The sequence below is a fragment of the Ectobacillus panaciterrae DSM 19096 genome (genome assembly GCF_000430785.1).
Lineage (GTDB): Bacteria > Bacillota > Bacilli > Bacillales > Bacillaceae_G > Ectobacillus > Ectobacillus panaciterrae.
Genome location: NZ_KE387255.1, coordinates 35,559 through 57,347, shown reverse-complemented (window position 1 = coordinate 57,347; position 21,789 = coordinate 35,559). Strand labels below are relative to the sequence as shown.

18 protein-coding genes and 5 pseudogenes are annotated in these 21,789 nt (G+C 37.5%); 14 read left to right on the top strand and 9 right to left on the bottom strand.

Going from position 1 to position 21,789, the window contains the following annotated elements; all coding sequences use genetic code 11:
• Nucleotides 1–381 (top strand): zinc ribbon domain-containing protein (locus H540_RS0128295; protein ID WP_028403431.1); only part of this gene is annotated, 381 nt, incomplete at its 5' end.
• A 561-nt stretch (nt 382–942) separates the two neighbouring features.
• Here the strand turns inward: H540_RS0128295 and H540_RS34170 are convergent.
• From H540_RS34170 to H540_RS31170, 3 genes are all read right to left on the bottom strand, one after another.
• Nucleotides 943–1,113 carry a hypothetical protein gene (locus H540_RS34170; RefSeq protein ID WP_169729591.1) on the bottom strand — a complete coding sequence of 57 codons (171 nt, stop codon included), beginning with the start codon at nt 1,111–1,113 and terminating at the stop codon, nt 943–945.
• A 57-nt stretch (nt 1,114–1,170) separates the two neighbouring features.
• Nucleotides 1,171–1,413: a DUF6154 family protein gene (locus H540_RS0128285; protein ID WP_028403430.1), complete on the bottom strand. Its 243-nt coding sequence runs from the start codon at nt 1,411–1,413 to the stop codon at nt 1,171–1,173.
• 174 nt (nt 1,414–1,587) lie between these two features.
• On the bottom strand, nt 1,588–2,148 hold the full coding sequence (locus H540_RS31170) for an MFS transporter (protein ID WP_051317331.1): 561 nt from the start codon (nt 2,146–2,148) through the stop codon (nt 1,588–1,590).
• Nucleotides 2,149–2,174: 26 nt separating this feature from the next.
• Here H540_RS31170 and yeiL point away from each other — a divergent pair.
• The 3 genes and pseudogenes from yeiL to H540_RS0128265 form a co-directional block, all read left to right on the top strand.
• Nucleotides 2,175–2,678 (top strand): annotated as a pseudogene (yeiL, locus tag H540_RS31165) (transcriptional regulator YeiL); the annotation flags it as partial.
• A 22-nt stretch (nt 2,679–2,700) separates the two neighbouring features.
• Complete coding sequence (locus tag H540_RS0128270; protein ID WP_028403429.1) at nt 2,701–2,895, top strand: LysE family transporter; 195 nt, start codon at nt 2,701–2,703, stop codon at nt 2,893–2,895.
• A 314-nt stretch (nt 2,896–3,209) separates the two neighbouring features.
• On the top strand, nt 3,210–4,115 hold the full coding sequence (locus H540_RS0128265; RefSeq protein ID WP_028403428.1) for a DMT family transporter: 906 nt from the start codon (nt 3,210–3,212) through the stop codon (nt 4,113–4,115).
• Nucleotides 4,116–4,407: 292 nt separating this feature from the next.
• Here H540_RS0128265 and H540_RS0128260 read toward each other — a convergent pair whose 3' ends face one another.
• Together H540_RS0128260 and H540_RS0128255 are read right to left on the bottom strand one after the other, a co-directional pair.
• Nucleotides 4,408–5,148 (bottom strand): alpha/beta hydrolase, encoded by a 741-nt coding sequence (locus tag H540_RS0128260; protein WP_028403427.1) that lies wholly within the window; start codon nt 5,146–5,148, stop codon nt 4,408–4,410.
• A gap of 162 nt (nt 5,149–5,310) precedes the next feature.
• Entirely contained in the window at nt 5,311–6,195 is an 885-nt protein-coding gene (locus H540_RS0128255; RefSeq protein WP_028403426.1) for a LysR family transcriptional regulator, read from the bottom strand.
• Nucleotides 6,196–6,592: 397 nt separating this feature from the next.
• Here H540_RS0128255 and H540_RS0128250 point away from each other — a divergent pair, with 397 nt between their 5' ends.
• Nucleotides 6,593–7,807 (top strand): MFS transporter, encoded by a 1,215-nt coding sequence (locus tag H540_RS0128250; RefSeq protein WP_028403425.1) that lies wholly within the window; start codon nt 6,593–6,595, stop codon nt 7,805–7,807.
• Nucleotides 7,808–7,843: 36 nt separating this feature from the next.
• Here H540_RS0128250 and H540_RS35805 read toward each other — a convergent pair.
• Nucleotides 7,844–7,950: pseudogene (locus tag H540_RS35805) on the bottom strand (IS6 family transposase); the annotation flags it as partial.
• Nucleotides 7,951–9,295: 1,345 nt separating this feature from the next.
• Here H540_RS35805 and ltaS point away from each other — a divergent pair.
• The 6 genes and pseudogenes from ltaS to rfbD all read left to right on the top strand — a co-directional run bounded on the left by ltaS (nt 9,296) and on the right by rfbD (nt 15,143).
• Nucleotides 9,296–11,263 (top strand): lipoteichoic acid synthase, encoded by a 1,968-nt coding sequence (ltaS, locus tag H540_RS0128240; protein WP_028403424.1) that lies wholly within the window; start codon nt 9,296–9,298, stop codon nt 11,261–11,263.
• Between the two features lie 123 nt (nt 11,264–11,386).
• A pseudogene (locus H540_RS32805) lies at nt 11,387–11,566 on the top strand (IS200/IS605 family element RNA-guided endonuclease TnpB); the annotation flags it as partial.
• 411 nt (nt 11,567–11,977) lie between these two features.
• Nucleotides 11,978–12,724, top strand: a complete 747-nt coding sequence (locus tag H540_RS0128225) for a sugar phosphate nucleotidyltransferase (protein WP_028403423.1) — start codon at nt 11,978–11,980, stop codon at nt 12,722–12,724.
• Nucleotides 12,725–12,738: 14 nt separating this feature from the next.
• Nucleotides 12,739–13,302, top strand: a complete 564-nt coding sequence (gene rfbC, locus H540_RS0128220) for a dTDP-4-dehydrorhamnose 3,5-epimerase (protein ID WP_028403422.1) — start codon at nt 12,739–12,741, stop codon at nt 13,300–13,302.
• Nucleotides 13,299–14,276 (top strand): dTDP-glucose 4,6-dehydratase, encoded by a 978-nt coding sequence (gene rfbB, locus H540_RS0128215; RefSeq protein WP_028403421.1) that lies wholly within the window; start codon nt 13,299–13,301, stop codon nt 14,274–14,276. Before rfbC ends, rfbB begins: the two co-directional genes overlap by 4 nt.
• A gap of 15 nt (nt 14,277–14,291) precedes the next feature.
• Nucleotides 14,292–15,143 carry a dTDP-4-dehydrorhamnose reductase gene (gene rfbD / locus H540_RS0128210; RefSeq protein ID WP_028403420.1) on the top strand — a complete coding sequence of 284 codons (852 nt, stop codon included), beginning with the start codon at nt 14,292–14,294 and terminating at the stop codon, nt 15,141–15,143.
• A gap of 292 nt (nt 15,144–15,435) precedes the next feature.
• Here the strand turns inward: rfbD and H540_RS0128205 are convergent, their stop codons facing one another.
• From H540_RS0128205 to H540_RS35800, 3 genes and pseudogenes are all read right to left on the bottom strand, one after another.
• Nucleotides 15,436–16,110: a sulfotransferase family protein gene (locus H540_RS0128205; RefSeq protein WP_034672144.1), complete on the bottom strand. Its 675-nt coding sequence runs from the start codon at nt 16,108–16,110 to the stop codon at nt 15,436–15,438.
• Nucleotides 16,111–16,274: 164 nt separating this feature from the next.
• A pseudogene (gene sat, locus H540_RS32800) lies at nt 16,275–17,081 on the bottom strand (sulfate adenylyltransferase); the annotation flags it as partial.
• A gap of 144 nt (nt 17,082–17,225) precedes the next feature.
• Nucleotides 17,226–17,369 (bottom strand): annotated as a pseudogene (locus tag H540_RS35800) (adenylyl-sulfate kinase); the annotation flags it as partial.
• 764 nt (nt 17,370–18,133) lie between these two features.
• On the opposite strand from H540_RS35800, the gene H540_RS0128180 reads away from it, so the two are divergent.
• From H540_RS0128180 to H540_RS0128170, 3 genes are all read left to right on the top strand, one after another.
• Entirely contained in the window at nt 18,134–18,844 is a 711-nt protein-coding gene (locus H540_RS0128180) for a class I SAM-dependent methyltransferase (protein WP_028403414.1), read from the top strand.
• Between the two features lie 94 nt (nt 18,845–18,938).
• Nucleotides 18,939–20,624 (top strand): glycosyltransferase family protein, encoded by a 1,686-nt coding sequence (locus H540_RS31645; protein ID WP_051317330.1) that lies wholly within the window; start codon nt 18,939–18,941, stop codon nt 20,622–20,624.
• Nucleotides 20,625–20,667: 43 nt separating this feature from the next.
• A complete protein-coding gene (locus tag H540_RS0128170) occupies nt 20,668–21,717 on the top strand; it encodes a glycosyltransferase WbsX family protein (RefSeq protein WP_028403413.1) in 1,050 nt (349 codons plus the stop codon).
• Nucleotides 21,718–21,789 lie beyond the last annotated feature (72 nt).

The window sequence follows — 21,789 nt, the reverse complement described above, 5'->3', positions numbered from 1 at the left end:
GATTGGTGCCTGGAAAACGAAGTGAAGCAAGTTTTCGTCGGCAATCCAGAAGGCGTACAGCGAAGGAAAAAGAAAAAACGGACGAAACACGTCAACCAAAAGCTGTCAAATTGGTCATTTGGCACACTCCGCGCGTATTTGGCGTATAAACTGCACGCAAAAGGCATTCTCTTGTTTCTTGTAGACGAAGCATACACTTCTCAAACATGTCCATGTTGTCAAAGAAGAAAGAAAGTGCGGACACGCAACTACGTTTGTGTGTGCGGCTACGAAGAACACCGGGACATTCATGGTGCTCGCAACATCTTGGCAAAAGAACTGTACGGAGAGATGCGTCATATCCCAGAAGAAACAAAAAGAAAGTATCTACGGATTGCGTAAGCAAAAAGTAGTAGACGGTGTGTTCCCACCCTTCTGTGTGTGCAGAAGTTGCTTAGTCAGATAAAGGAAGGAGCCCCTGCATAGGTGCAGAGAGGAGATGGCAAATCCGCTTCTCATGGGACCTTGTCTTTGTTGGTGCTAAGAAACCTCCACTTCAAGGAGCGGATGCGAGTAAGTGGGGGAGGTTCATGTGGTTTTTGTGTCGAAATGCGTTGAAAATAAGAGGGTTATACGAATGAAATTATATGTTGTTTTGCTTAATATGGATTTCATTTTAAGTTTAATATATTAAAGGCGGCAATACAAAGGGAATCTAAGGGGAACGAAAAAAGTGGAAGTGAAATGATAAAAGACTTGTGCGAATTTCTGTTTTATGTTATATTATTTGAGCGATGAGCTGATTTGCATAAGTCGGATGATAAGCCTTCGGGCTAAACGCGCGATGTGGCGCGCGGTCTTTCGCCGCAAATTTCGTATGGGACGCTTGCTTTGTGCAAGCGTCTTTTTATTTTCTTGCAATGGCATAAACATTCAAGATTTTATGTGAAGGGCAGGACAATCCTATTCATCTTCTTTGGAATCTTCTTGATAGTGCTCGTTCAAGTAGGGATTTTCAGTTGTCGCAAAGTTCACTGATTGAAGACTCATCTCCGGGTCCATACTGTAATGCCCCTTACGTTCATCTTTCACTGATTCTCCGCTTTGAAACAAGGGTTCTTTTTTCTTTTTCATTATCGCTGCATCTCCTTTCTAATGGAATGTAGTACCTAAACGCTTTTCCTTTTTACGTTAATGAAACTTTGGGAGCTCATTTTCATTCAACTCTTCTTTCGCTATCCTTGCTTTCAAGCTTTTTATCAAATAAAAACCGATTAGCCCGTACAGTTCCTCGTCATCCATTTCCTGTATCAAATCGAGAACATCTTCGCGCTCCATCTCTCCCAGAAGAGAAGCCACAATGATCTCGGCGTCTTCCTCTTCACCCGTTAACCGGTCCCGATAAAATTCAAACAGCTTGTCTACGAATTCCATGATTTTAATCTCCTTGCTTCTCTTTGTGAAAAATAGGCCAGAAAAACTATCGCTGCTATCAGTATGACCTGAGTATTATTTCTTATTCTTCAAGCCCATCGCACGTCACGATTTCGCTCCTGAAGTAAATGGTTTGGTTTAAAATATTATATCCCTAAAAACTCTTTACCAGTGTTAGCTTGATGGTGATGGGGTACAGCCAATATTTCGGAAATTTTGTACGCTTGGGAAACTTTTAACCTTCCATAAACTGCGCATCGTTAGTGACTCCTTACGATCCTTCGCTGCCGGTTTCACTAACAGTACAGCTGGTGTCGGTAGAACGCTCATTAAAAACATTAAACAAAGTCCAGCCATCATACTCCATAAAATCGCCCGATCCCCAAAATAGCCTGTTATGATACTAATGATAAGCACCGAGATAACAAAGCCAATTGATCCATACGAACGACTTTTCCCGTAATGTATGTTCCCTTGCTGTACTAAGGTACCTGCTGTACTATCAATAGCAGGAAGTAGGGCTGGATAAACGGCACTAAATAGAACTGTTACAACAAAAAGCGTGCTAAATGACGAAGAGAGAATATAAAGGACCGTCGCTACAAGTGAGCTAACTGTCAAAACAAGAATAACCGTTTGACTGCTCCAATACTTAGATGCAAGTGGGAAGACAAACAGCGTCGATGCACCGCGTGCCAATAATCCAAATCCCATGATTAGACTTGCTTCCGTCACACTCAATCCTTTTGCCTGTACGAGCCATCCTGTCCAATAAGGCAAAAATATATGTTACACACAAAAATGGCAAAGTGTCGCTCATCAATTTTTTACAAGCTCCAACCTTCATGGGCGAAATTGAACTGTTAAATGCGGAACTCTATTCCAAAGGGATCCAAACTGCCACGCAAGTAATTTGTCTTGCCATTCCAATTCATGCCTGTAAAGATGAACTCTTAACGGACACCACTTTTCTAAGATATTTATGCATCTTTTTAAGTAAAAAGGCGGCTATGATTTCAGCCAAATATGCGCAAAGTCAAGCTTATCCACTTGAAAACCGCCTTGCCGCCTTTATACTTATGTCAGCCGATCATAACTTTTACAAAGAAAAACACACCGAAGTATGCGAATACTTAGGCGTCTCATATCGCCATCTACTTCACGTACTAGCGCAGCTATGCGAGGCAAACATCATTGAAAAACAATCACGAGGCTACATCATTCAAGACAAAGAACGCTTACAAAAATTAGCCAAAGAGATTTAGAACTTAAAAAGAGCGTTCCTTTGTGCTTAATCCGGAGGTTGCAGTATTTTTCTTAACGGTTTTACCGCAATTTGTAAAAACAGGGGCAGATGCTATTCAACAGCTTATTATTATGGGTTTAGTTTACACAGTTCTATCCATCCCTTGGTTTTTTGTTTATGCCTTTTTCATAAATTACATATTAGGTCAGTTGAATAACGAAAATAGACATACTTAAGAATCGGGTATCCAAGATTTCTGGTTGATTTCATTAAGTTAATGTAGTACATTAATAAAAAGATTCAAAAAATACATAAAGAAGTTAATAATTATGCATCAAATTAGTAGTTGTTAGAGAAGACGCAAGCCTAATTTTATCATAATGAAGAGAACTTCTAAAAAACTCCCTAAAACCAAATTAGGGGGTGTCGGAAAATCAATTCCGTTACTAATTATCGTTGAATGTTCAATGAAAACAATATAAGAGTAGATCAATCCCGTCTCTTAAAGAGACGGGATTTTTTTATTAAAATAGAAAAGGAGAGTTAGTATATGAAAATGACAAAATCAATGGCAAACGTACTACTATTGTTAACTTCTGTACTTTGGAGTTCTGGGTTTGTTGTAACAAAAATAGCTCTAGACGCAAATGTGTCTGCGGGATTCATAAACTTTTTTCGAGGTTTTCTCTTTGTTGTTTTAGCACTTATATTTTTTCATAAAAAAATATTTAAAATGACTTTTAAAGCATTTAAAATAGGGCTAATTGCGGGATTGCTTAATTTTGGCGGATATATTACACAGACTATTGGTGTCAAGTATACCACTCCATCGAATAACGCCTTTATTTCAGCAACGTATGTGGTAATTGTGCCTTTTATAGCCTGGGCTATATATGGAAAAAAGTTTCAAGTAAAAAGCTTTGTTTCCATTACTTTTTGTTTACTGGGAATGGTCATATTAACAGGAATATTAAACGAAGCATTAACCATAAATATAGGTGACGTATACTCCCTTATCTGTGCGTTGTTTTATGCAGGCTCTATTGCATATCTCAGCTATGGAGCAAGAACAACAGATGTTAGTATTGTAGCTTTTATGCTTGCAGCTGTACAAGCAATAGGCGGATTAGTTTTTTTCCTCTTGGTAGAGAAAGGACAGCTTGCGGGTGTCAATTGGTCTGTTGCAATAGTACCATTGCTATACATGGGAATAATATGTTCGTTTGTTGGTCAAACTGTTCAGGTTTTAGCACAAAAACATACTTCCGCAACATCTGCTGGACTAATTATGATGCTTGAAGGAGTTTTTGGAAGCGTTTTTTCAATAGCGTTTGGTTTTGAAATATTTACAGTTGAGTTGGTGTTTGGAGGAACGCTTATTATGCTTTCTCTTATTCTTATGGAAATTGATTTTCGGCAGTTGTTGATCAAGATTCGCAGCAATGCTAAAGGCTGAACAAAATGAGCAATTTCTTTATGAGTGTTACAAATGCACTGCCGAATAAAATTTCGGTAATCTCGAAGCAAACAAAAGAGCAACCAATAAACCGTCTTGTAGTGGTTTTTGGTTGCTTTTCTTTTCGCATATTAAACCGTTTCGTTGTTGTTCTTATCGTCGGTAGTGATAGAATTCCTGTCCTAGACCGCAAAGTAAACAGTGAGAGAAGTGAAATTACTAACTACCGATAACTCATGTCAATAAGGTAGCAGATTTTTTTTTGTAATAAGCGTAGCCTTTGTTTTGCACGTTACCAATTTAATCTATTTAAGAATGTATACACATCCTCGTACACCTGCTCACGTTCTTTATCTAACGTAATAATGTGACCAGATTGTTCATACCATTTTAGTTGTTTCTTCTCCGTATTCACAGTATTGTAGATAACTGTAGCACTCTCGGTGTATAGAGCATCATCCAAGCGCCCCTGTAAAACGAGGGTTGGTGAAGAGATTAAATGGAGTTTTTCACTCGTATCAACGATTATTTGTTGAAGGTCTTTCAGGGAATGCATAGGTGTTTTTTCAAATTGGTTCATTTCCGAAGAGATTTGTTCCTCGTTTTTGCCCTCAAACTTCTTATATCCCTTAGCATAATTGAGTACACGTTTATATAATTCATCAATGCTTTTTCCTTGCGCGGGAGCACACATTGAAACAACACCCTTTACGGGTAATTCGGCGCCTACTTTTAATGAGAAAACTCCTCCTAGGGAAACCCCTGCAACGGCAATCTCCTCGAAGCCTTCATTTTTAAGGAAATGATAACCACCCATTACGTCTTGCCACCAATCCTCTGGACCAGTGTGTATTAGTTCTTTAGGTTCCAGTCCGTGTCCTTTGTATAAAGGAGCATGGCAGGTATAGCCGCGTTCTTGTAGATACCGACCTAACATTCTTACATCTCCTGTGTTTCCCGTAAATCCGTGAAGCAAAAGAACAGCTTTATTTCCGCCTCTGTATGTAAAAGGCTTAGATGCAACTACCTTCATTATATTAGCTCCTTTTATCTATAGCTTGCATTGCGTCTAGAAAAAACGATAACATTAATTCCTTTTTCTGAGAAGTGGATGTTACTATTGAAATTATTTAGTGAACTAACTTCAAATTCACATTGTGTTTGCACCAGAACTTTAAAACTTGTACAGGAATTCCTATTCTAATTCGTAGAAATGATCCAAAACAAATTGTTTAAATTGTTGAGCTGCAGGTGATAAGTACCTTCCCTCGACCCAAGCTATTCCGATTACCCGTTGGCACTTCGGCCAACGTACCGGTATTTGTGATATTTTACTCTGGTCTACCCCCTTGAGATCGGGTAGAATTGAAACCCCCAGCCCAGCAGCAACAAGCCCTGCCACGGTGTCTGCTTCCTCTCCTTCAAATGTAATCTTAGGTGTAATTCCCGCTTCTTGAAACAATTGCTCGGTAGTTATGCGGAGTGAAAACCCTTTTTTTAAAAGAATAAACGACTCATCTGCAATTTCTTTTAACGTGATACTTTCGTGACTAGCAAATTGGTGGCCTTTAGGGACGATAACAAAGAGTTCCTCACTCCAGAGCTGAGCCCACTGAATCGGTGGTTTCATTTCCATAGGAGCAAGTAGGCAAAGATCCAATTCTCCTAATTGTAACTGTTCGAGAAGAGTATGGGAGGGACTTTGTCTGAGTTGAAAGTTGATTTTTGGATAGTTAGTACGAAAAGAAGCAATTAAATCTGGAATAAGGTTCGTACTCAGCGTGTGTAGAAAACCAAGCGACACTTCTCCCTGATCTGGCTCGAGCAGATCTTGAATTTCCTGTTTACCTTCATAGAATTCTTTCATAATACAATCTACACGCTTTAAAAAGATGTGACCATATCGATTTAATCTAATCGAACGTCCTTGACGTTCAAATAGTGGAACACCTAATTCATCCTCTAATCGAGAAATAGAGCGACTTAACGCAGGTTGAGATATTGATAGAAGCTTAGCTGAACGTGTCATGTGTTGTGTACGTGCGAGAGTTTGAAAATATTCAAAATGATGCCATTCCAATTAAAAATACCTCCTGATTAATCCATTAAAATCCATAACCTATATGCATTAATTTGATTTGTATAATACATTATACGTTATAAAAGGAAGGTGATAAAATAATTTTAGAAACAGACTCGAGGATGTTTTCGTAATATGTAAAATTCTAAAACGGATAATCTATAGCTATAGGGCTGTAAATATAAGCTTGTTATACAATAGATTGCAGAAACTATATACAACTGAATAAAAAAACCGTCTTTTTATAGTGAGGAAAGAGCATAGAAGCGGTCAACCTCTTTTCCTGTCCCATATAAGGATGAGAGAGAGGAAGCAAGTGCAGGCTGCCTTTTGTTCTGCATAGCAGCGGCTCATATGTCGAAATTATAAATCATTTATATATAGGAGTGATTCCATCATGAGTTATATCAAACGAGGTACATCTGCTTTTCGCAAGACCAATCTTGCTTTGTTCGCGGGGGGCTTCAGTACATTTGCCAATTTATATTGTGTACAGCCGCTGTTACCGGAGTTCTCCAAGATGTTTCACATATCTCCGACTGTTGCTAGCCTATCATTATCGTTGACTACTATTGCTTTGGCGATCAGCATGTTGCTTGTCGGCTCCTTATCAGAAGCATGGGGGCGCAAACCAATCATGACACTTTCACTGTTCTCCGTTTCGGCGTTGGTTTTGCTTACATCATTTGTTCCAAATTTTCATCTCTTATTAGCCCTTAGGATACTAGAAGGCATCCTGTTTGCAGGATTGCCTTCGATTGCGATGGCTTATCTTGGTGAAGAGATCGAACCCACCAGCTTAGGTGTGGCAATGGGCCTGTATATTAGTGGAAATACGATTGGAGGGTTGGGCGGCCGAATCATTATCGGGACGTTGACCGACTTCTTAAATTGGCGCTTGGCCATCGTTGGTATCGGAGTATTGAGTGTTGTAGCCAGCTTGCTATTTTGGTTAACTCTTCCACCATCCAAAAATTTTCACCCGCGCACTCTAGAACTAGGAAAATTAATGAATTCAATGATGAGTCATCTTAAAGATCCAGCGTTACTTTGCTTATATATGATTGGTTTTTTGTCAGCGGGAAGTTTTGTCACGTTATATAATTACATCGGATTTCAATTAATTGAACCTCCGTATTTCCTAAGTCAAACAATGGTCGGATGGATTTTTATTGTCTACCTTGTTGGGACATTCAGCTCTGCCTGGATTGGGAGCTTAGCGGACAAATTTGATCGGCGTAAAGTGCTGTGGATCACACTTATCATCATGTTTATAGGTGCCGGCACCACTTTGAGTACCAATTTGCTAATTAAAATCATTGGTATTGCGGTCTTTACCTTTGGATTCTTCGGAAGTCATTCCATCGCTAGCGGTTGGGTGGGACAGCGCGCCCTTCACGACAAGGCGCAAGCGTCGTCGCTCTACCTATTTTTTTATTACATTGGTTCGAGCGTAGGGGGAACGGTTGGAGGAATGTTCTGGACGTCTTTTGGCTGGGGAGGTGTCGTGAGCATGATTATGAGCTTATTGGTATTCTCTCTTGTCCTTTCTATATGCTTATACTTCATTACATCCATCTCCACAAAGAGCAGTAAAGACGTGTCTTATTAGGGTTAAGAAGAACTTTATTTCTAACGGAATCGAGATTTATGCAGCTATTCCAAATAGTTGACGGATGAACTTCGCTTGATTTTGGACAGACTTCTCTCCTGAGGAAGTTTGTCCTTTTTGATCATACGCATAGCTTCAATTCCTTCCTCTACTCCTTACTTCGAAACGCATGAATCATCATCTCTTTTTCAACTTTTACTTCTTCTGCAATTGTACCAAATTAATTCTGTACACCAGTTGTCAAACCCTGCACTTGCTCTTCTAACGCAAGCGCAGCTCCTTTTACTAATAGTTTGCTCGTTCCTTTCCTTGCTTCTGGCGATAGGATAAGTAGCTGAACATCGATCAGGAACTTGAAAGGTCGTGGAATCAAGGATGCGAATACGCTCAAAGTAAGCAGAAAGAGAGTACGACTTTTCCATCGAAAAGAATATCCATGTCCTTGTCACATTTGCTTTCCTCTAAACGTGATCTTGTCATGTCTTTGACTTTCCTAATGATGAGACAAACAAGCCTTTAAGCCCTCTCGGTAGGCAATGTATAGATTCTTCTGCTGAGCTGTGAACCGCTGATGCTGTCTATCTTCAGATGTTCCCGCAACTCTTCATCCGCCCCAAGCTGTTCTTCTATGTCTTCATACGATTCCCATTTCCCAAGTTACGCCGCGACAAAAATCTTCAGTAACGCTTTCATAGTTAGCTTTTTCTCATCATAGTTGAGGAGGGGGCAAGCAACTTTTTCCGTAGGCAGAAGTTCTAGACATTGACAGATCATGCTTGGTTGTACTATAGTGTCTTTATTCATTGGTAAACTTCTTTTGTAGAAGACTTGTTTTTGGACGAACAAGTGCAACAACTTCTACAATAGGAGTTTTTTTATTGCGCCAATAGGGTTCTACCAAGAAGTTTTTACATTTTTTTAAGATATGCAAGGCTATATAAATGCAACTAAAAAAATCGACATGAAAACTTTTCTTTTAGGGGGAGAGAGCAAGGGAGCGAGTGCAGTTTCCTTTTTGTTCTACGTGGCAAACGATAGATATGTCGGAATAACAAAGTGAACTTATATAGTGCACGGCACCCTTTCTCATTAACATAAGAGAGTAGTAACGTGCTTTTAACTTTAAGAATAGCCTAAATGCTTAAATTGATGGATGTGGGGTACAGTCACATCGCTACAAATAAAAAACATATAAAGTTCGCACGAAAAACACATCACGTGTGTATAATACCCTCCAGGTCGTTAGAAATTCTAGCATTTAGTATATGGATAATATAAAAATTAAAGCTAAAATCTATATGAGTAAGAAGTAAATAGATGATTTTCCAAATGAAAACCATGTTATTTTTAGCACAGAGAGATATAATGTTGTATGTGCTCTTTTTACTATGCCTTCTAGTTTATATCAGTTTTTTGTTTTCATAGACTGAAGGCCATTATTTTAAGATTGATAGAAGAGAAAATTTTTTAGTAATTAGGGGTGATGAAATGAAAAATTTATTGAGTAAATGCCAAAATATACTTAATAAACATCTAGGCTTTTTTGTTTTTGCAATCTTGCTGTTTTGGGCTAAAACATATATAGCTTATCGTGTAGAGTTTAATTTAGGCATTAGCAACACAGTGCAGAAATTCCTGTTATTTATTAATCCAATAAGCTCAGCTATTTTCTTTCTTGGTTTTGCCTTATTTGCGAAAGGGAAAAAAACATATATTTGGTTAATCGTCATTAACTGTATTATGTCCTTTATTTTGTATGCAAATGTAGTGTATTACCGATTTTTTAATGACTTTATTACATTTCCGACACTTACACAAACCAACAACTTTGGTGATTTAGGCGGAAGTATTTTCGCTTTGTTAAAAGCATATGATCCGCTTTATTTCCTAGACACTGTCATCTTGATTGTGCTTGTCGCAGCAAAAATGGTTAAACCAAAACCAACTCGTGTTGCTGGACGTAAAATTTCGTTAGTATTTTTAATTGCTATCGTTGTTTTTAGCGTAAACTTAGGCATGGCTGAAACAGACCGACCGCAATTGCTGTCAAGAACATTTGACCGCAACTATCTCGTTAAATATTTAGGTGCTTACAACTATACGATTTATGATGCCATCCAAAGTACAAAATCATCCGCTCAACGTGTGTTTGCGGACAGCAATGATGTCACGACGGTTCTTAATAATACAAAAGCAATGTATGCACAGCCTAATCCGGCTTATTTCGGTAAAGGAAAAGGAATGAATGTAATCTATATTCACTTAGAATCATTCCAAAATTTCCTTATCAACTACAAACTGAATGGACAAGAAGTTACACCGTTTTTAAATTCGTTCACGAAAGATGCGAATACGATGTACTTTGATAACTTCTTCCATCAAACAGGACAAGGCAAAACGTCTGATGCAGAGTTCATGCTGGAAAATTCATTGTTCGGATTGCCGCAAGGGTCTGTATTCACGACAAAAGCACAAAATACGTACCAGGCTGCTCCGGCAATTTTAGGACAGCAAGGATATACAAGTGCCGTTTTCCACGGTAACTATAAAACATTCTGGAATCGTGACGAAATATATAAATCATTTGGATTTGATAAGTTTTTTGATGCCAGCTATTATGATATGAACAGTAATGATGTGCTGAATTACGGTTTGAAAGATAAGCCATTCTTTAAAGAATCTATTCCGATGTTAGAAACTTTGAAGCAGCCGTTTTACACAAAATTTATTACGTTGTCTAACCATTTCCCATATCCTATCGCAAAAGAAGAAGCAACGATTGCACCAGATAATACTGGCGATTCATCTGTGGACACTTATTTCCAGACAGCGCGTTATTTGGACGAGGCTGTAAAGCAATTTATCGACTATCTGAAACAATCCGGTTTATATGACCACTCCATTATTGTGATGTACGGTGACCATTACGGAATTTCAGAAAACCATGATAAAGCTATGTCTCAAGTAATGGGAAAACAAATTACTCCTTTTGAAGATGCGCAATTGCAGCGTGTACCGCTTATTATCCATACGCCTGGTGTACAGGGCGGAGTGATGCATCAATATGGCGGAGAGATAGATGTTCTTCCGACGCTGCTTCATTTGCTAGGTGTTGATACAAAAGATTATGTGCAGTTTGGTACCGATTTATTATCACCACAGCATTCACAGGTTGTAGCGTTCCGTGACGGCAGCTATGTAAGTCCGACTGTCACTGCGTTGAACGGAAAATATTACGATTCAAAAACTGGAAATCAAATTCAAAAGAATGCTGACATCACACGCGATGAACAAATGGTACAAACGAAACTGAGTCTGTCTGATAAAGTAGTGTATGGTGATTTATTACGTTTTTACACGCCTAAAGGATTTACACCTATAGATCGTTCTAAATATAGTTATAACCATCCTGATATAAACAAAACGAAGGTTAAAACGACAGCAGCTAACAACTAATTTGATTCTGGCTCTAAAGGTCGCTGAAGCGAGACCTTTGGAGCCAGTTTTTTTGTATTTTTTGAAGTATGTAAACAGCTGATTTAATCCATTCTATCTGAAAAGGCAAATGGTATCAGTTTAAAAAGCCGTGAAGTGGAAGGCCGTATTCTGAGCGCCACAGTAAGACGAAATCCATCTGGCAAATACTTTGTATCCCTATTGGCAGAAGTAGAGGTACAGCCCAAACAGAAAATGGGATCAAGCGTTGGCGTTGACTTAGGAATTAAGGACTTTGTCATTTTAAGTACAGGAGAAGTATTCGTGTAATATTTAGAAAATAATGATACTGGGGATGAATGAAGCAGTGGGGGAACTTGCTGTTTTTTTATATTATTTTGTGAATTTTTGGTATTATGTTTCAAAAATAAAGGGAAATGAACAATGAGTCATTATGTGACTGTGAAGGCATTGAAGGAAAAGCAACCAGAAATCATTAGTGAAAACACGAGAGGAGTTTAAGCGCAGCTTAAAATAGTACATGTCTGGCACGTACTGTTTGCTCAGGGCAGGTTATAACCTTTAAAAGTAAAAAGTATAATGGATATGGAGAAAACACAGAAAATAAAGTGCGTGGTAATCGTATTGAAGGTTAACATTATATAGTGTTTAACCTAAGATATGTAGCTATTTATATAACTACAGATATATATAATTTGAATAAGGAGGGAGTAGATGAAGGGAATTATTCTCGCTGGAGGTACAGGGTCGCGTCTATATCCCATTACAAAAGTAACGAACAAGCATTTGCTTCCTGTAGGAAGGTATCCAATGATTTATCATGCTGTTTATAGATTAAAGGAATGTAATATTACAGATATCATTATTGTAACCGGTAAAGAACATATGGGAGATGTCGTGAGTTTTTTAGGGAGCGGCGTGGAATTTGGAGTATCATTTACCTATCGGGTTCAAGAAAGAGCGGGAGGAATTGCACAGGCTTTAGGATTGTGTGAATCTTTGGCAGGAAACAGCAGGATAGTTGTGATTTTAGGAGATAATGTATTTTCCGATACATTAAAACCTTTTGTGGAAAAGTACAAACAACAAGAAGAAGGAGCCAAGATTCTTTTAAAAGAAATTGCTGACCCCAAAAGGTTTGGTGTTCCTGAAATAAGGGATGGACACATCATTAGAATAGAAGAAAAACCACAAAATCCTAAAAGCTCTTACGCAGTGACTGGAATATACATGTACGATCCTGATGTGTTTCATATGGTTAAAAAGCTGAGGCCTTCTGCACGCGGTGAATTGGAAATAACAGATTTAAATAACGAGTATCTTCGGAGGGGAACATTGACTTACGACATAATGCAAGGCTGGTGGAGTGATGCGGGGACTCATGATTCCCTTTATCGCGCCAATACGCTTGCAAAGGATATCCGATTTGGTAAGAATTTTGATGAGAAGCCTGAAGAATAAAGGTGATGACGAAGATGAATGTAATTGAAACTGTATTCGAGAATGTAAAAATTGTAGAGCCAGACGTATATAAGGATCATAGGGGATTTTTTAAAGAAAGTCATAATAAAAAAGTCTTTGAGCAATTACAGATATCATATGAATTTATTCAGGATAATATATCAAAATCAGTAGAAGCAGGGACAATAAGAGGCTTGCATTTTCAAACAGATCCAAAAGCTCAAACGAAGCTCGTGCAAGTCATGCAAGGGGTTGTATTTGATGTGATTGTAGATTTACAAAAGGGGTCCCCTACCTATAAGAAATGGCAAGGATTTATATTAAGCGAATATAACCATCGGCAGCTGCTTGTGCCAAAAGGGTATGCACATGGCTTTTGTACATTAGTCCCTAATACGATTGTAATGTATAAGGTCGATGAGCATTACGATTTCCAATATGATAGCGGAATCCGCTGGAATGATGAAGAGCTGCAAATTGAGTGGCCGGTTAAACACCCGATTTTGTCTGACAAAGATCAATCATTGCCGTCTTTAAAAGATAGCAATCATAATTTTTTTAGTGAGAAAAGCACATGAACATTTTAATAACGGGCGGAGCCGGCTTTATTGGCAGTAATTTTATAAGGTTCTTCGTCAAGAAGTACCCGCACTACAACATTATTAATTATGATGCATTGACGTACTGCGGAAACTTATTGAACTTAGAAGAGATAAAAAACCGCAAAAATTATCAATTTATCAAAGGAGATATCCAAAATAAAGAATTGCTTCATCACATCATAAAACAGTACGAAATTAACAGCATCATTAACTTTGCCGCAGAATCGCATGTTGACCGCAGTATTGAAAATCCACAAATTTTTTATTCCACAAATATATTAGGAACTACAACACTATTAGAAGCTGCGCAGGAAAAGCAGATTGAAAAATTTGTTCAAATCTCCACTGATGAAGTGTATGGCTCATTAGGGGAAACAGGTCATTTCGGAGAGTATACTCCTTTGAACCCTAACAGTCCTTATTCTTCGAGTAAAGCAAGTGCCGATTTAATTGCATTGGCTTACTGCAAAACGTATGGCTTACACGTAAATATTACCCGCTGTTCTAACAATTATGGTCCTTATCAATATCCGGAGAAATTGATTCCTCTCATGATTACAAATGCCTTGGAAAATAAACCGTTGCCTGTATACGGAACAGGCAGAAATATTCGAGATTGGCTTCATGTATATGATCATTGTACAGCTATTGATTTAGTCCTGCATAAAGGGGCAAGGGGAGAGGTCTATAATATCGGGGGAAACAATGAGAAGCGCAACATTGAAATTGTCGAGCTGGTTATTAAAACCTTAGGTAAACCTAAAGAATTAATTACATTCGTAAAGGATCGTCTAGGACACGATTGGCGCTACGCCATTGATGCGGAGAAGATTAAAAAAGAGCTTGGCTGGAAGCCTGTGTATACGTTTGAAACGGGTCTTCAAGAAACGATTGAATGGTATATCCATAATGAAGCTTGGTGGAAGCCTTTAAAATACGGCACATCCTAGTAAAGGGAGAGAGCCATGAAAAAAATCGCAATTACCGGGGCGAACGGTCAACTAGGAAAACAGTTTGCTGAAGATTTGAATGTGTCAGATTATCAGGTTTACGCTTTAAGTAGAGATGAGATGGATATAACGGATTTTTCAGGAGTCGATAAGATTTTAAGGGAAATAAAGCCCGATATCGTTATTCATTGTGCTGCTTATACAAAAGTAGATTTAGCGGAAGCTGAAAGAGATAAAGCATTTCTTGTAAACGCCCTTGGAGCGAGAAATGTTGCCGTCGCAGCCGAAAATATTTCGGCAAAACTCGTTTATATTAGTACGGATTATGTATTCGATGGAACAAAAAGCACAGGATATGACGAGTTTGATCTTCCTAACCCCATAAACGTTTACGGCGCCTCCAAGTATGCGGGGGAGAATTTCGTTAAGAGCTTCCATTCGCGTTATTTTATAGTTCGTACCTCTTGGCTGTACGGCAAGTATGGAAATAATTTTGTTGAAATCATGTTGAAGCTTGCGAAAGCTAAGAATGAAATTAAGGTAGTAAATGATCAAACGGGATCACCTACTTATGTAAAGGATTTAGTACAGTGTGTGCGAAAATTGATGGGAACAGAATTGTATGGAACATACCATGTATCCAACGCTGGCATTTGTACATGGTATGAATTTGCAAGGGAGATATTTTCCTTATGTAATATAAGTGCTAATACAAAACCTGTCTCTACGAATGAGTTCGGTGCCGCGGCGCCGCGTCCTGCTTATTCAATTTTGAATCATTATGCATTGGGGTTGAATGGATTCGGTTTAATGAGATCTTGGAAAGAGGGATTGATAGAATATCTGCAAGAAAGGGAAAATTGCTGACGAAATAAATTTATGTACAATTTAATACCTGTTCGGCTGAAAATCCAGGAATCTTGATAGCTGCATAAACTCCATCTCGGCAGGTCTGATTCGTACATTGCCTGCACTGCTTCGCTGCAATGTAACGCAGGGAGAAGCAGAAGGCGCTGCAGCGTCTTTGTTCAGTGATATGGTAAGAGGTAATAGCGATGAAAATCCTCATGTGGATTTTAGGTATCATATTTTAGGGTAATAGTTAGAAGAGTGAGTTCAAGGCTCACTCTTTATTTAAAATAAAAAATAAGCTGAAACATTAAAAATGTCTTAATGTTTCATCTAGAAAGCTCTTGACTATATCAAGATTGTGATGGGGGTCTTGACATAATTTCAAATTTATTTCTTTTACAAAAACTTCAGGCTTGTTTAAAAGATCATCAAAATGAATATCAACTATCTCTTGACCAGCCTTTTCAAGTTGGTTCCGGTAGTATTTAAAATTGTTATAATATGGGGTTAGGATAGAAGTTGCAACATTTAAATCCAGTTTATCTCGATGAGCCAATGAAAGTGCAGAAGACTCAAATGGGCGCCAAATAAATACGTAAGTAATATCTGCAATTTCCACTAAGTAGGGTTTCCAAATATCGAACGTCAAAAGTGTTCTAGGATCCTTTAAACCCCATATAGGTTTTATTTGCGTAGTTAGAAAAGAGCGAATTTCATCTTTTGGAAAGCTAGAAGACATAATGACATCCCATGAAACTGGATGATCCCAGCTTGCGCCTACAGAATGAAGAATTTCATCATTCATTTTGACAAATTCACTGTTTTCATAATGCCCCTTCGGATTGTCTGGTGTACCACCAACTAAATGATCACCCATATTTATTCCTAAATGATGTAATACGCCAGCTGTTGCACTTGACCCGGAACGATGAAGAGACAATATCAAAAACAGTTTGCTATTTTTATTTGCTATTGAAGACATAAAAATCACCTCCTAATAACTTTTAAAGTAATTTAATTCATGTATTATTTAGTTGATAAAAATTCAAATGTATATAAGAAATTCATTGTAAATAAATGATAAAATCTTTAAATTTACATTTAGAGATTTTTAGGTTGGAGAGGATAACACAAATACATACTCAACTAGTTAGTATCATTCTTATTTAAGCCATTTATAAGCACTTCAGCCACTTCAGAACGAGTAAACTCAATCGGTAACAATTGTCCGTTTCGCAGTATTTGTCTAACTTGAGTGCCGCTTAAAATAACACGGTCTTCATTAGAATGCGGGCATATCTTCACAGAAGCCATATTTATGCACTTTTTACAATAAAAACTATGTTCAAAGAATAGCAGCTTAATGCCAATCATTATAGGATCAAATTTGTTAAAAATTTTTTGAGCATCATATGTGTCGTAGTAATTTCCAACTCCAGCATGATCACGCCCTACAATAAAATGCGTGTATCCGTAATTTTTCCGGACAAGGGCATGTAGAACAGCTTCAGGTGGACCTGTATAACGCATGGCAACCGGATAAACAACAAGACGAACCCGCTCGGTTGGATAATAATTTTTGAGAAGTGGTAGCTTTCCATTCGAATTTCTGCAGGAACATCGTCTTCTTTTGTTTCACCGACAAGGGGATTCAAAAATAGAACGTCAACTATTTCCAAAGCTGTTTTTTGCAAATATTCATGTGCTCTATGAATAGGATTCCTTGTTTGAAATCCCACAATGGTTTTCCATCCTAAATCAGTGAACATTTTTCGGTTTTTTTTGGCTCATATAGAACGCTTCGAAAGCTTTATGTGAAGGGTGGTTCAACATATGAATTGACCCTGATATATACATCCCCTTGGCTATAGAGCTTTTTACACTAGGATGAGCCTCTTTTATTGTTCCAAATCCATGCTGCGCTTCTTTTTTTGTCATATACAAATATTTCTTCCACTAATTTAGTGATTTCTCCTACTCGACGAATATTTTCTTTTCGACCTTCAGCAGAAAATCCGAGATCTTGATTATAATCCCTTCGTGGAGGTTATCACCATCGAGAATATACGTGGAAATACCGAGCTCGTGCAATTTACTTTTAATAGCACTGGCAATCGTCGATTTTCCAGAGCCTAACAGACAGGTAAACCAAAGAATATAAATTTTGTGTCCGTGCAGATTTTGCCTGTCTTTCTTTGTGATTGTAAAGGGATGATGAAATATGTTTCGGGGGTTGTCCAAGAGAGTTCTTCTCTAGAAGCAAAGCTTAAAACATTGCTGTAACAATCAAAATTGTAACTATTACGGGTGCCTATTATCAATTATGATCTTCTAAACGTTTACTCTACTATTTTTATATGCAAATTATATTAAATTGTGCATTTTTTATGTAACTTACTGATAATGAGGGGGAGCGTCAAGAATTTTGTGTAAAACATAGATAGGATATTTCAGCAGAGAGATAGAATAATGTGCTGGCTCTACCTCCATGGATACGCTTTTTTTTATTAAGCATAATGCTCTGTAAACATCACTTGTAGTTCTTGATACGCAGTGGAAAAGCCATACAACTTGCGAGTCGCTTATTGCTATTATTTATATAAGTGACTCGATTTTCGGAGCGACTAAGTAAGGTGCGTAATTTAGCAGATAGAAACCCAGTTTGGTAAGATTCTAACTAAATCACCAATAGCGAGCCTTAGACCCACACGAGTAATTGTTTGGGTTAATCGTATCCGAAAGCAGGATTGAATGTGATTGAGCCTCGAAATGAGTTGAAACGGGAGCTTGACAGTGTCCAAAGGCTGAAAGACAACATTCTATGTAGCGTTTTGGTAAGTTATATAGGTCGGGGGGACGAAGAGCAAGCATATTTTACAATGATTACGCAGCAACTTGGGAGACCTGTTAAGAAAGGAATAAAAAAATATAAGTCATTTTGTTTTAACCAAAAAAAACTGGTTACATATTCTAAAAGAGATGTGTATAGGTGAGGAGGGATTAAAGTGGTAAATCATTTTAAGAGTAATTCGGGTTATTGTGTTATTTGTGAAAAAGAAACTACATTTATAGAATATGGTGAATGGCTTCGAGATTGTTACCTATGTAAAACATGTGGTTCTATACCGAGACAAAGAGCATTAATTAATGTTTTGAACATTTTTTTTCAAAATTGGAAGGGAAAAATTATTCATGAATCATCCCCAGCAGGTGCAACTACACAATTATTTTCTAGAACATGTAAGAATTATACAGCATCTCAATACTTTAACAATATCCCTCTTGGCCAAGATTTTCAGGGTACAAGATGTGAAAACCTAGAATGTATGACATTTTCTGATGACTCCTTTGATATTTTTATTACTCAAGACGTATTTGAGCATGTAATGAATCCCGAAAAGGCTTTTAAAGAGATCAAAAGGGTGTTAAAGTCCGGAGGAGTCCATATATTTACAGTTCCTTGGTATCATAGTTCTCCTGCTACTGTGCAGAGAGCGAGAGTAGACGGGGATAGCATCGAATATCTTAAGGAGCCTATATACCATGGAAATCCTATTGATCCGGAGGGATCTCTGGTAACATTTGATTGGGGAATGGATCTTATTGAATTCATTTATAAACACACAAATATGTGTACAATTGTATACCTACAAAAAGAAAAAGCTTTAGGGCTGGAAGCTGAATTCTTACATGTTTTCATAAGTAGAAAAATCTGATGTTTAGTTATCGGAATATTGTTTATATTTAAGCTGGAGTTACAATCTTTAATCTGGTAATAGTGACAAAAGAAGATAGGAGCGGGAGGATACTGTGGAGGAACAGGCTATGTACTTTGCAGGAAAAGAAAACATGGTAATCAGCACTATATTTGAAGAAGTTAGTAATTCATTTGCTTATGAATTCTATGTTAAACCAACGGCATCCATTCAATTAGTTCAAGAATCCTATACGGGAGTTACCGGTATAAAAGGTCAGAGATATGTGATTGGTCCAGGACACGGAGAGATAAAGACAAAAGCAGGCATAGGAATCTCAGTAGGAACCAACGGAATAGCTGTATTTGAACATACTGCCGATCATTTACCGGCTCTATTGGTATATCCTATACCAATTAATGATTGGACACACATCACTGTAGTTTTTAGAGATAAAATACCTATTCTATATATTAATGGTCAGTTTAGGAGGAGAGGATTAAGAAGTTTAAAGCAAAATGTATATGCATCTGGAATTTTTGGCGGTTATGATCCATATGGTTTTTATATAGGATTTATAAGGGATATTACAATTTGGAGTTCTCCTAAGTTACCTCAACAAATTAGGGAAGATGAAAAACAGATAGTAAGTGAAAATGGCATGTTTGGTTATTGGAAATTTGATAATGGAACTTTACCTAATGCTACAGGTTCTCTAATTACCCGTACTATTGAAAAAAAACTTTTTTCAGATATTAGTGTTTTGTTTGTAAAGTCAGGATATGACTCTCCATACAGCCCATTGGAAAGAAGTATCATCGCTGCATTGAAAAGAAACGTTCAAGAATTACATGTAGCCCTCCCGAAAGATGATTTACTTTCTATTGCTCAGAGAACTAAACCAGACCTTGTCCTTGTATTCTGTGGCTTTCAGTTAGCTTGTGATAAGGTAGATGCACTAAAGAAGTATGGATTTAAAACTGTAATATGGATGACAGATGACCCTTATTATACCGACATTACAAAAGTAATAACCCCCTACTATGACTTTGTATTCACACAAGAAATAAATTGTGTTTCTTTCTATACATCATTAGGCTGCAAAAATGTCTATCACTTACCACTCGCTGTAGATTTAAATATATACTATCCCAAAAACGTTGATAAAAATTATAATACTGACATTCTGTTTATTGGAAACGCATTTTGGAATCGTGTAGAATTTTTTGATAGCATAGCGGATTACCTAGTAAGTAAAAATATAATGATTTCAGGTTTATGGTGGGATCGTTTAAAAAATTATCAACTGCTGAGGCACAAAATTTACTTGAATCGCTGGCTATCACCTGAAGAGACGGCAAATTATTATAATGGGGCAAAAATTGTAATTAATTTACATCGTTCTTCTGGTGATGCGAATTTTAATCGAGGTAATGAGGGGGCAAGGCATTCAGTTATCGATCCTAACAAATTACAGTTAGCCCCTGATGGAATCAATCAGAATAGTGGAAAGATAAAGGCTCTATCCCTTAATCCTCGGACTTTTGAAATATCTGCTTGCGGAGCCTTTCAGTTAACTGATGAACGCTCTGATTTAAGTGACTTTTACACACCGGGCTATGATGTCGTCACATATGATACTTCCGCAGATTTCGTTAGGAAAGTGGAATATTATTTAACTCACGAAGAAGAAAGAAAGTTGATGGAAGGAAGGGCATTAGACAGGATTCGGAATGAGCATACTTTTTATCATAGAATTTCAAAGTTAATAACTATAGTGCTTAGTGAGGAATGTACGTAGATTGAGAGGGGATATTAAGTTTTATATGAAGGAGGTATGAGTATTGAAAATAATAGCTTTTTACTTACCCCAATTTCATAGAATACCGGAAAATGACCAATGGTGGGGAGAAGGGTTTACTGAATGGACTAATACACGGAGGGCCCAACCTTTGTTCCACCGGCATTATCAACCAAGAGAACCACTTAATAATTATTATTACAACTTAACAGATCCTACAACCAGAAGGTGGCAAGCTGAAATTGCGAAAAAATATGGAATATACGGCTTTTGTTACTACCATTATTGGTTTAAAGGCAAGCAACTTTTAGAGAGACCATTCAATGAAGTTTTAAGGTTAGGGGAGCCTGATTTTCCCTTCTGTCTTTCTTGGGCAAATGAGTCATGGACTCGAACATGGGACGGGGGAAATAATGATATATTAATAGGTCAAGAATACGGTCATAGAGAAGATTGGAAAAAGCATTTCGATTATCTATTAAAAGCATTTTTAGATAATAGATATATTCGTATAAATAATAAGCCTGTTTTTTTAATATATCGACCAGAACTTATACAGCACTGTGAAGAAATGCTTAATTTCTGGAACGACTTAGCTAAAGAAGCAGGATTAGATGGTATATATTTCATTAGAACATTAAATGGGTTCCCTTATGTTGAAAAAAATGGTTTCGATGCGAGTGTTGAATTTGAGCCTATGTATACCCTGCGCCATGATTATTTACCCAACCCGCATATACTGGATTCACCATATAGGCCTATGTTTGCAGATTATGACGCAACATGGGATCGTATAGTAAGTAGAGTTCCGCAGGATAAGAATAATAACCCTATTATACCAGGCGCTTTTGTAGATTGGGATAACACAGCCCGACTTAAAAAAAATGCGTTAATCTATAGAGGTGCAACCCCCGAGAAGTTTGGGAAGTATCTAAGCGTGCGGATTCAAAGAGCAAAGAGCATTTATAATAGTAATTACTTATTTATCAACGCTTGGAATGAGTGGGCAGAAGGTACTTATTTAGAACCTGATAAAAGATATGGGTTTCGGTACCTAGAAGAGGTTAAAAAGGCTGTAGAGGAGAATAGCTAGAATTATTAATAAAGGTAATACACTATCTCGCTAGAAGAATATTATTTTATTTCAAAATATAAAAGATTGGGG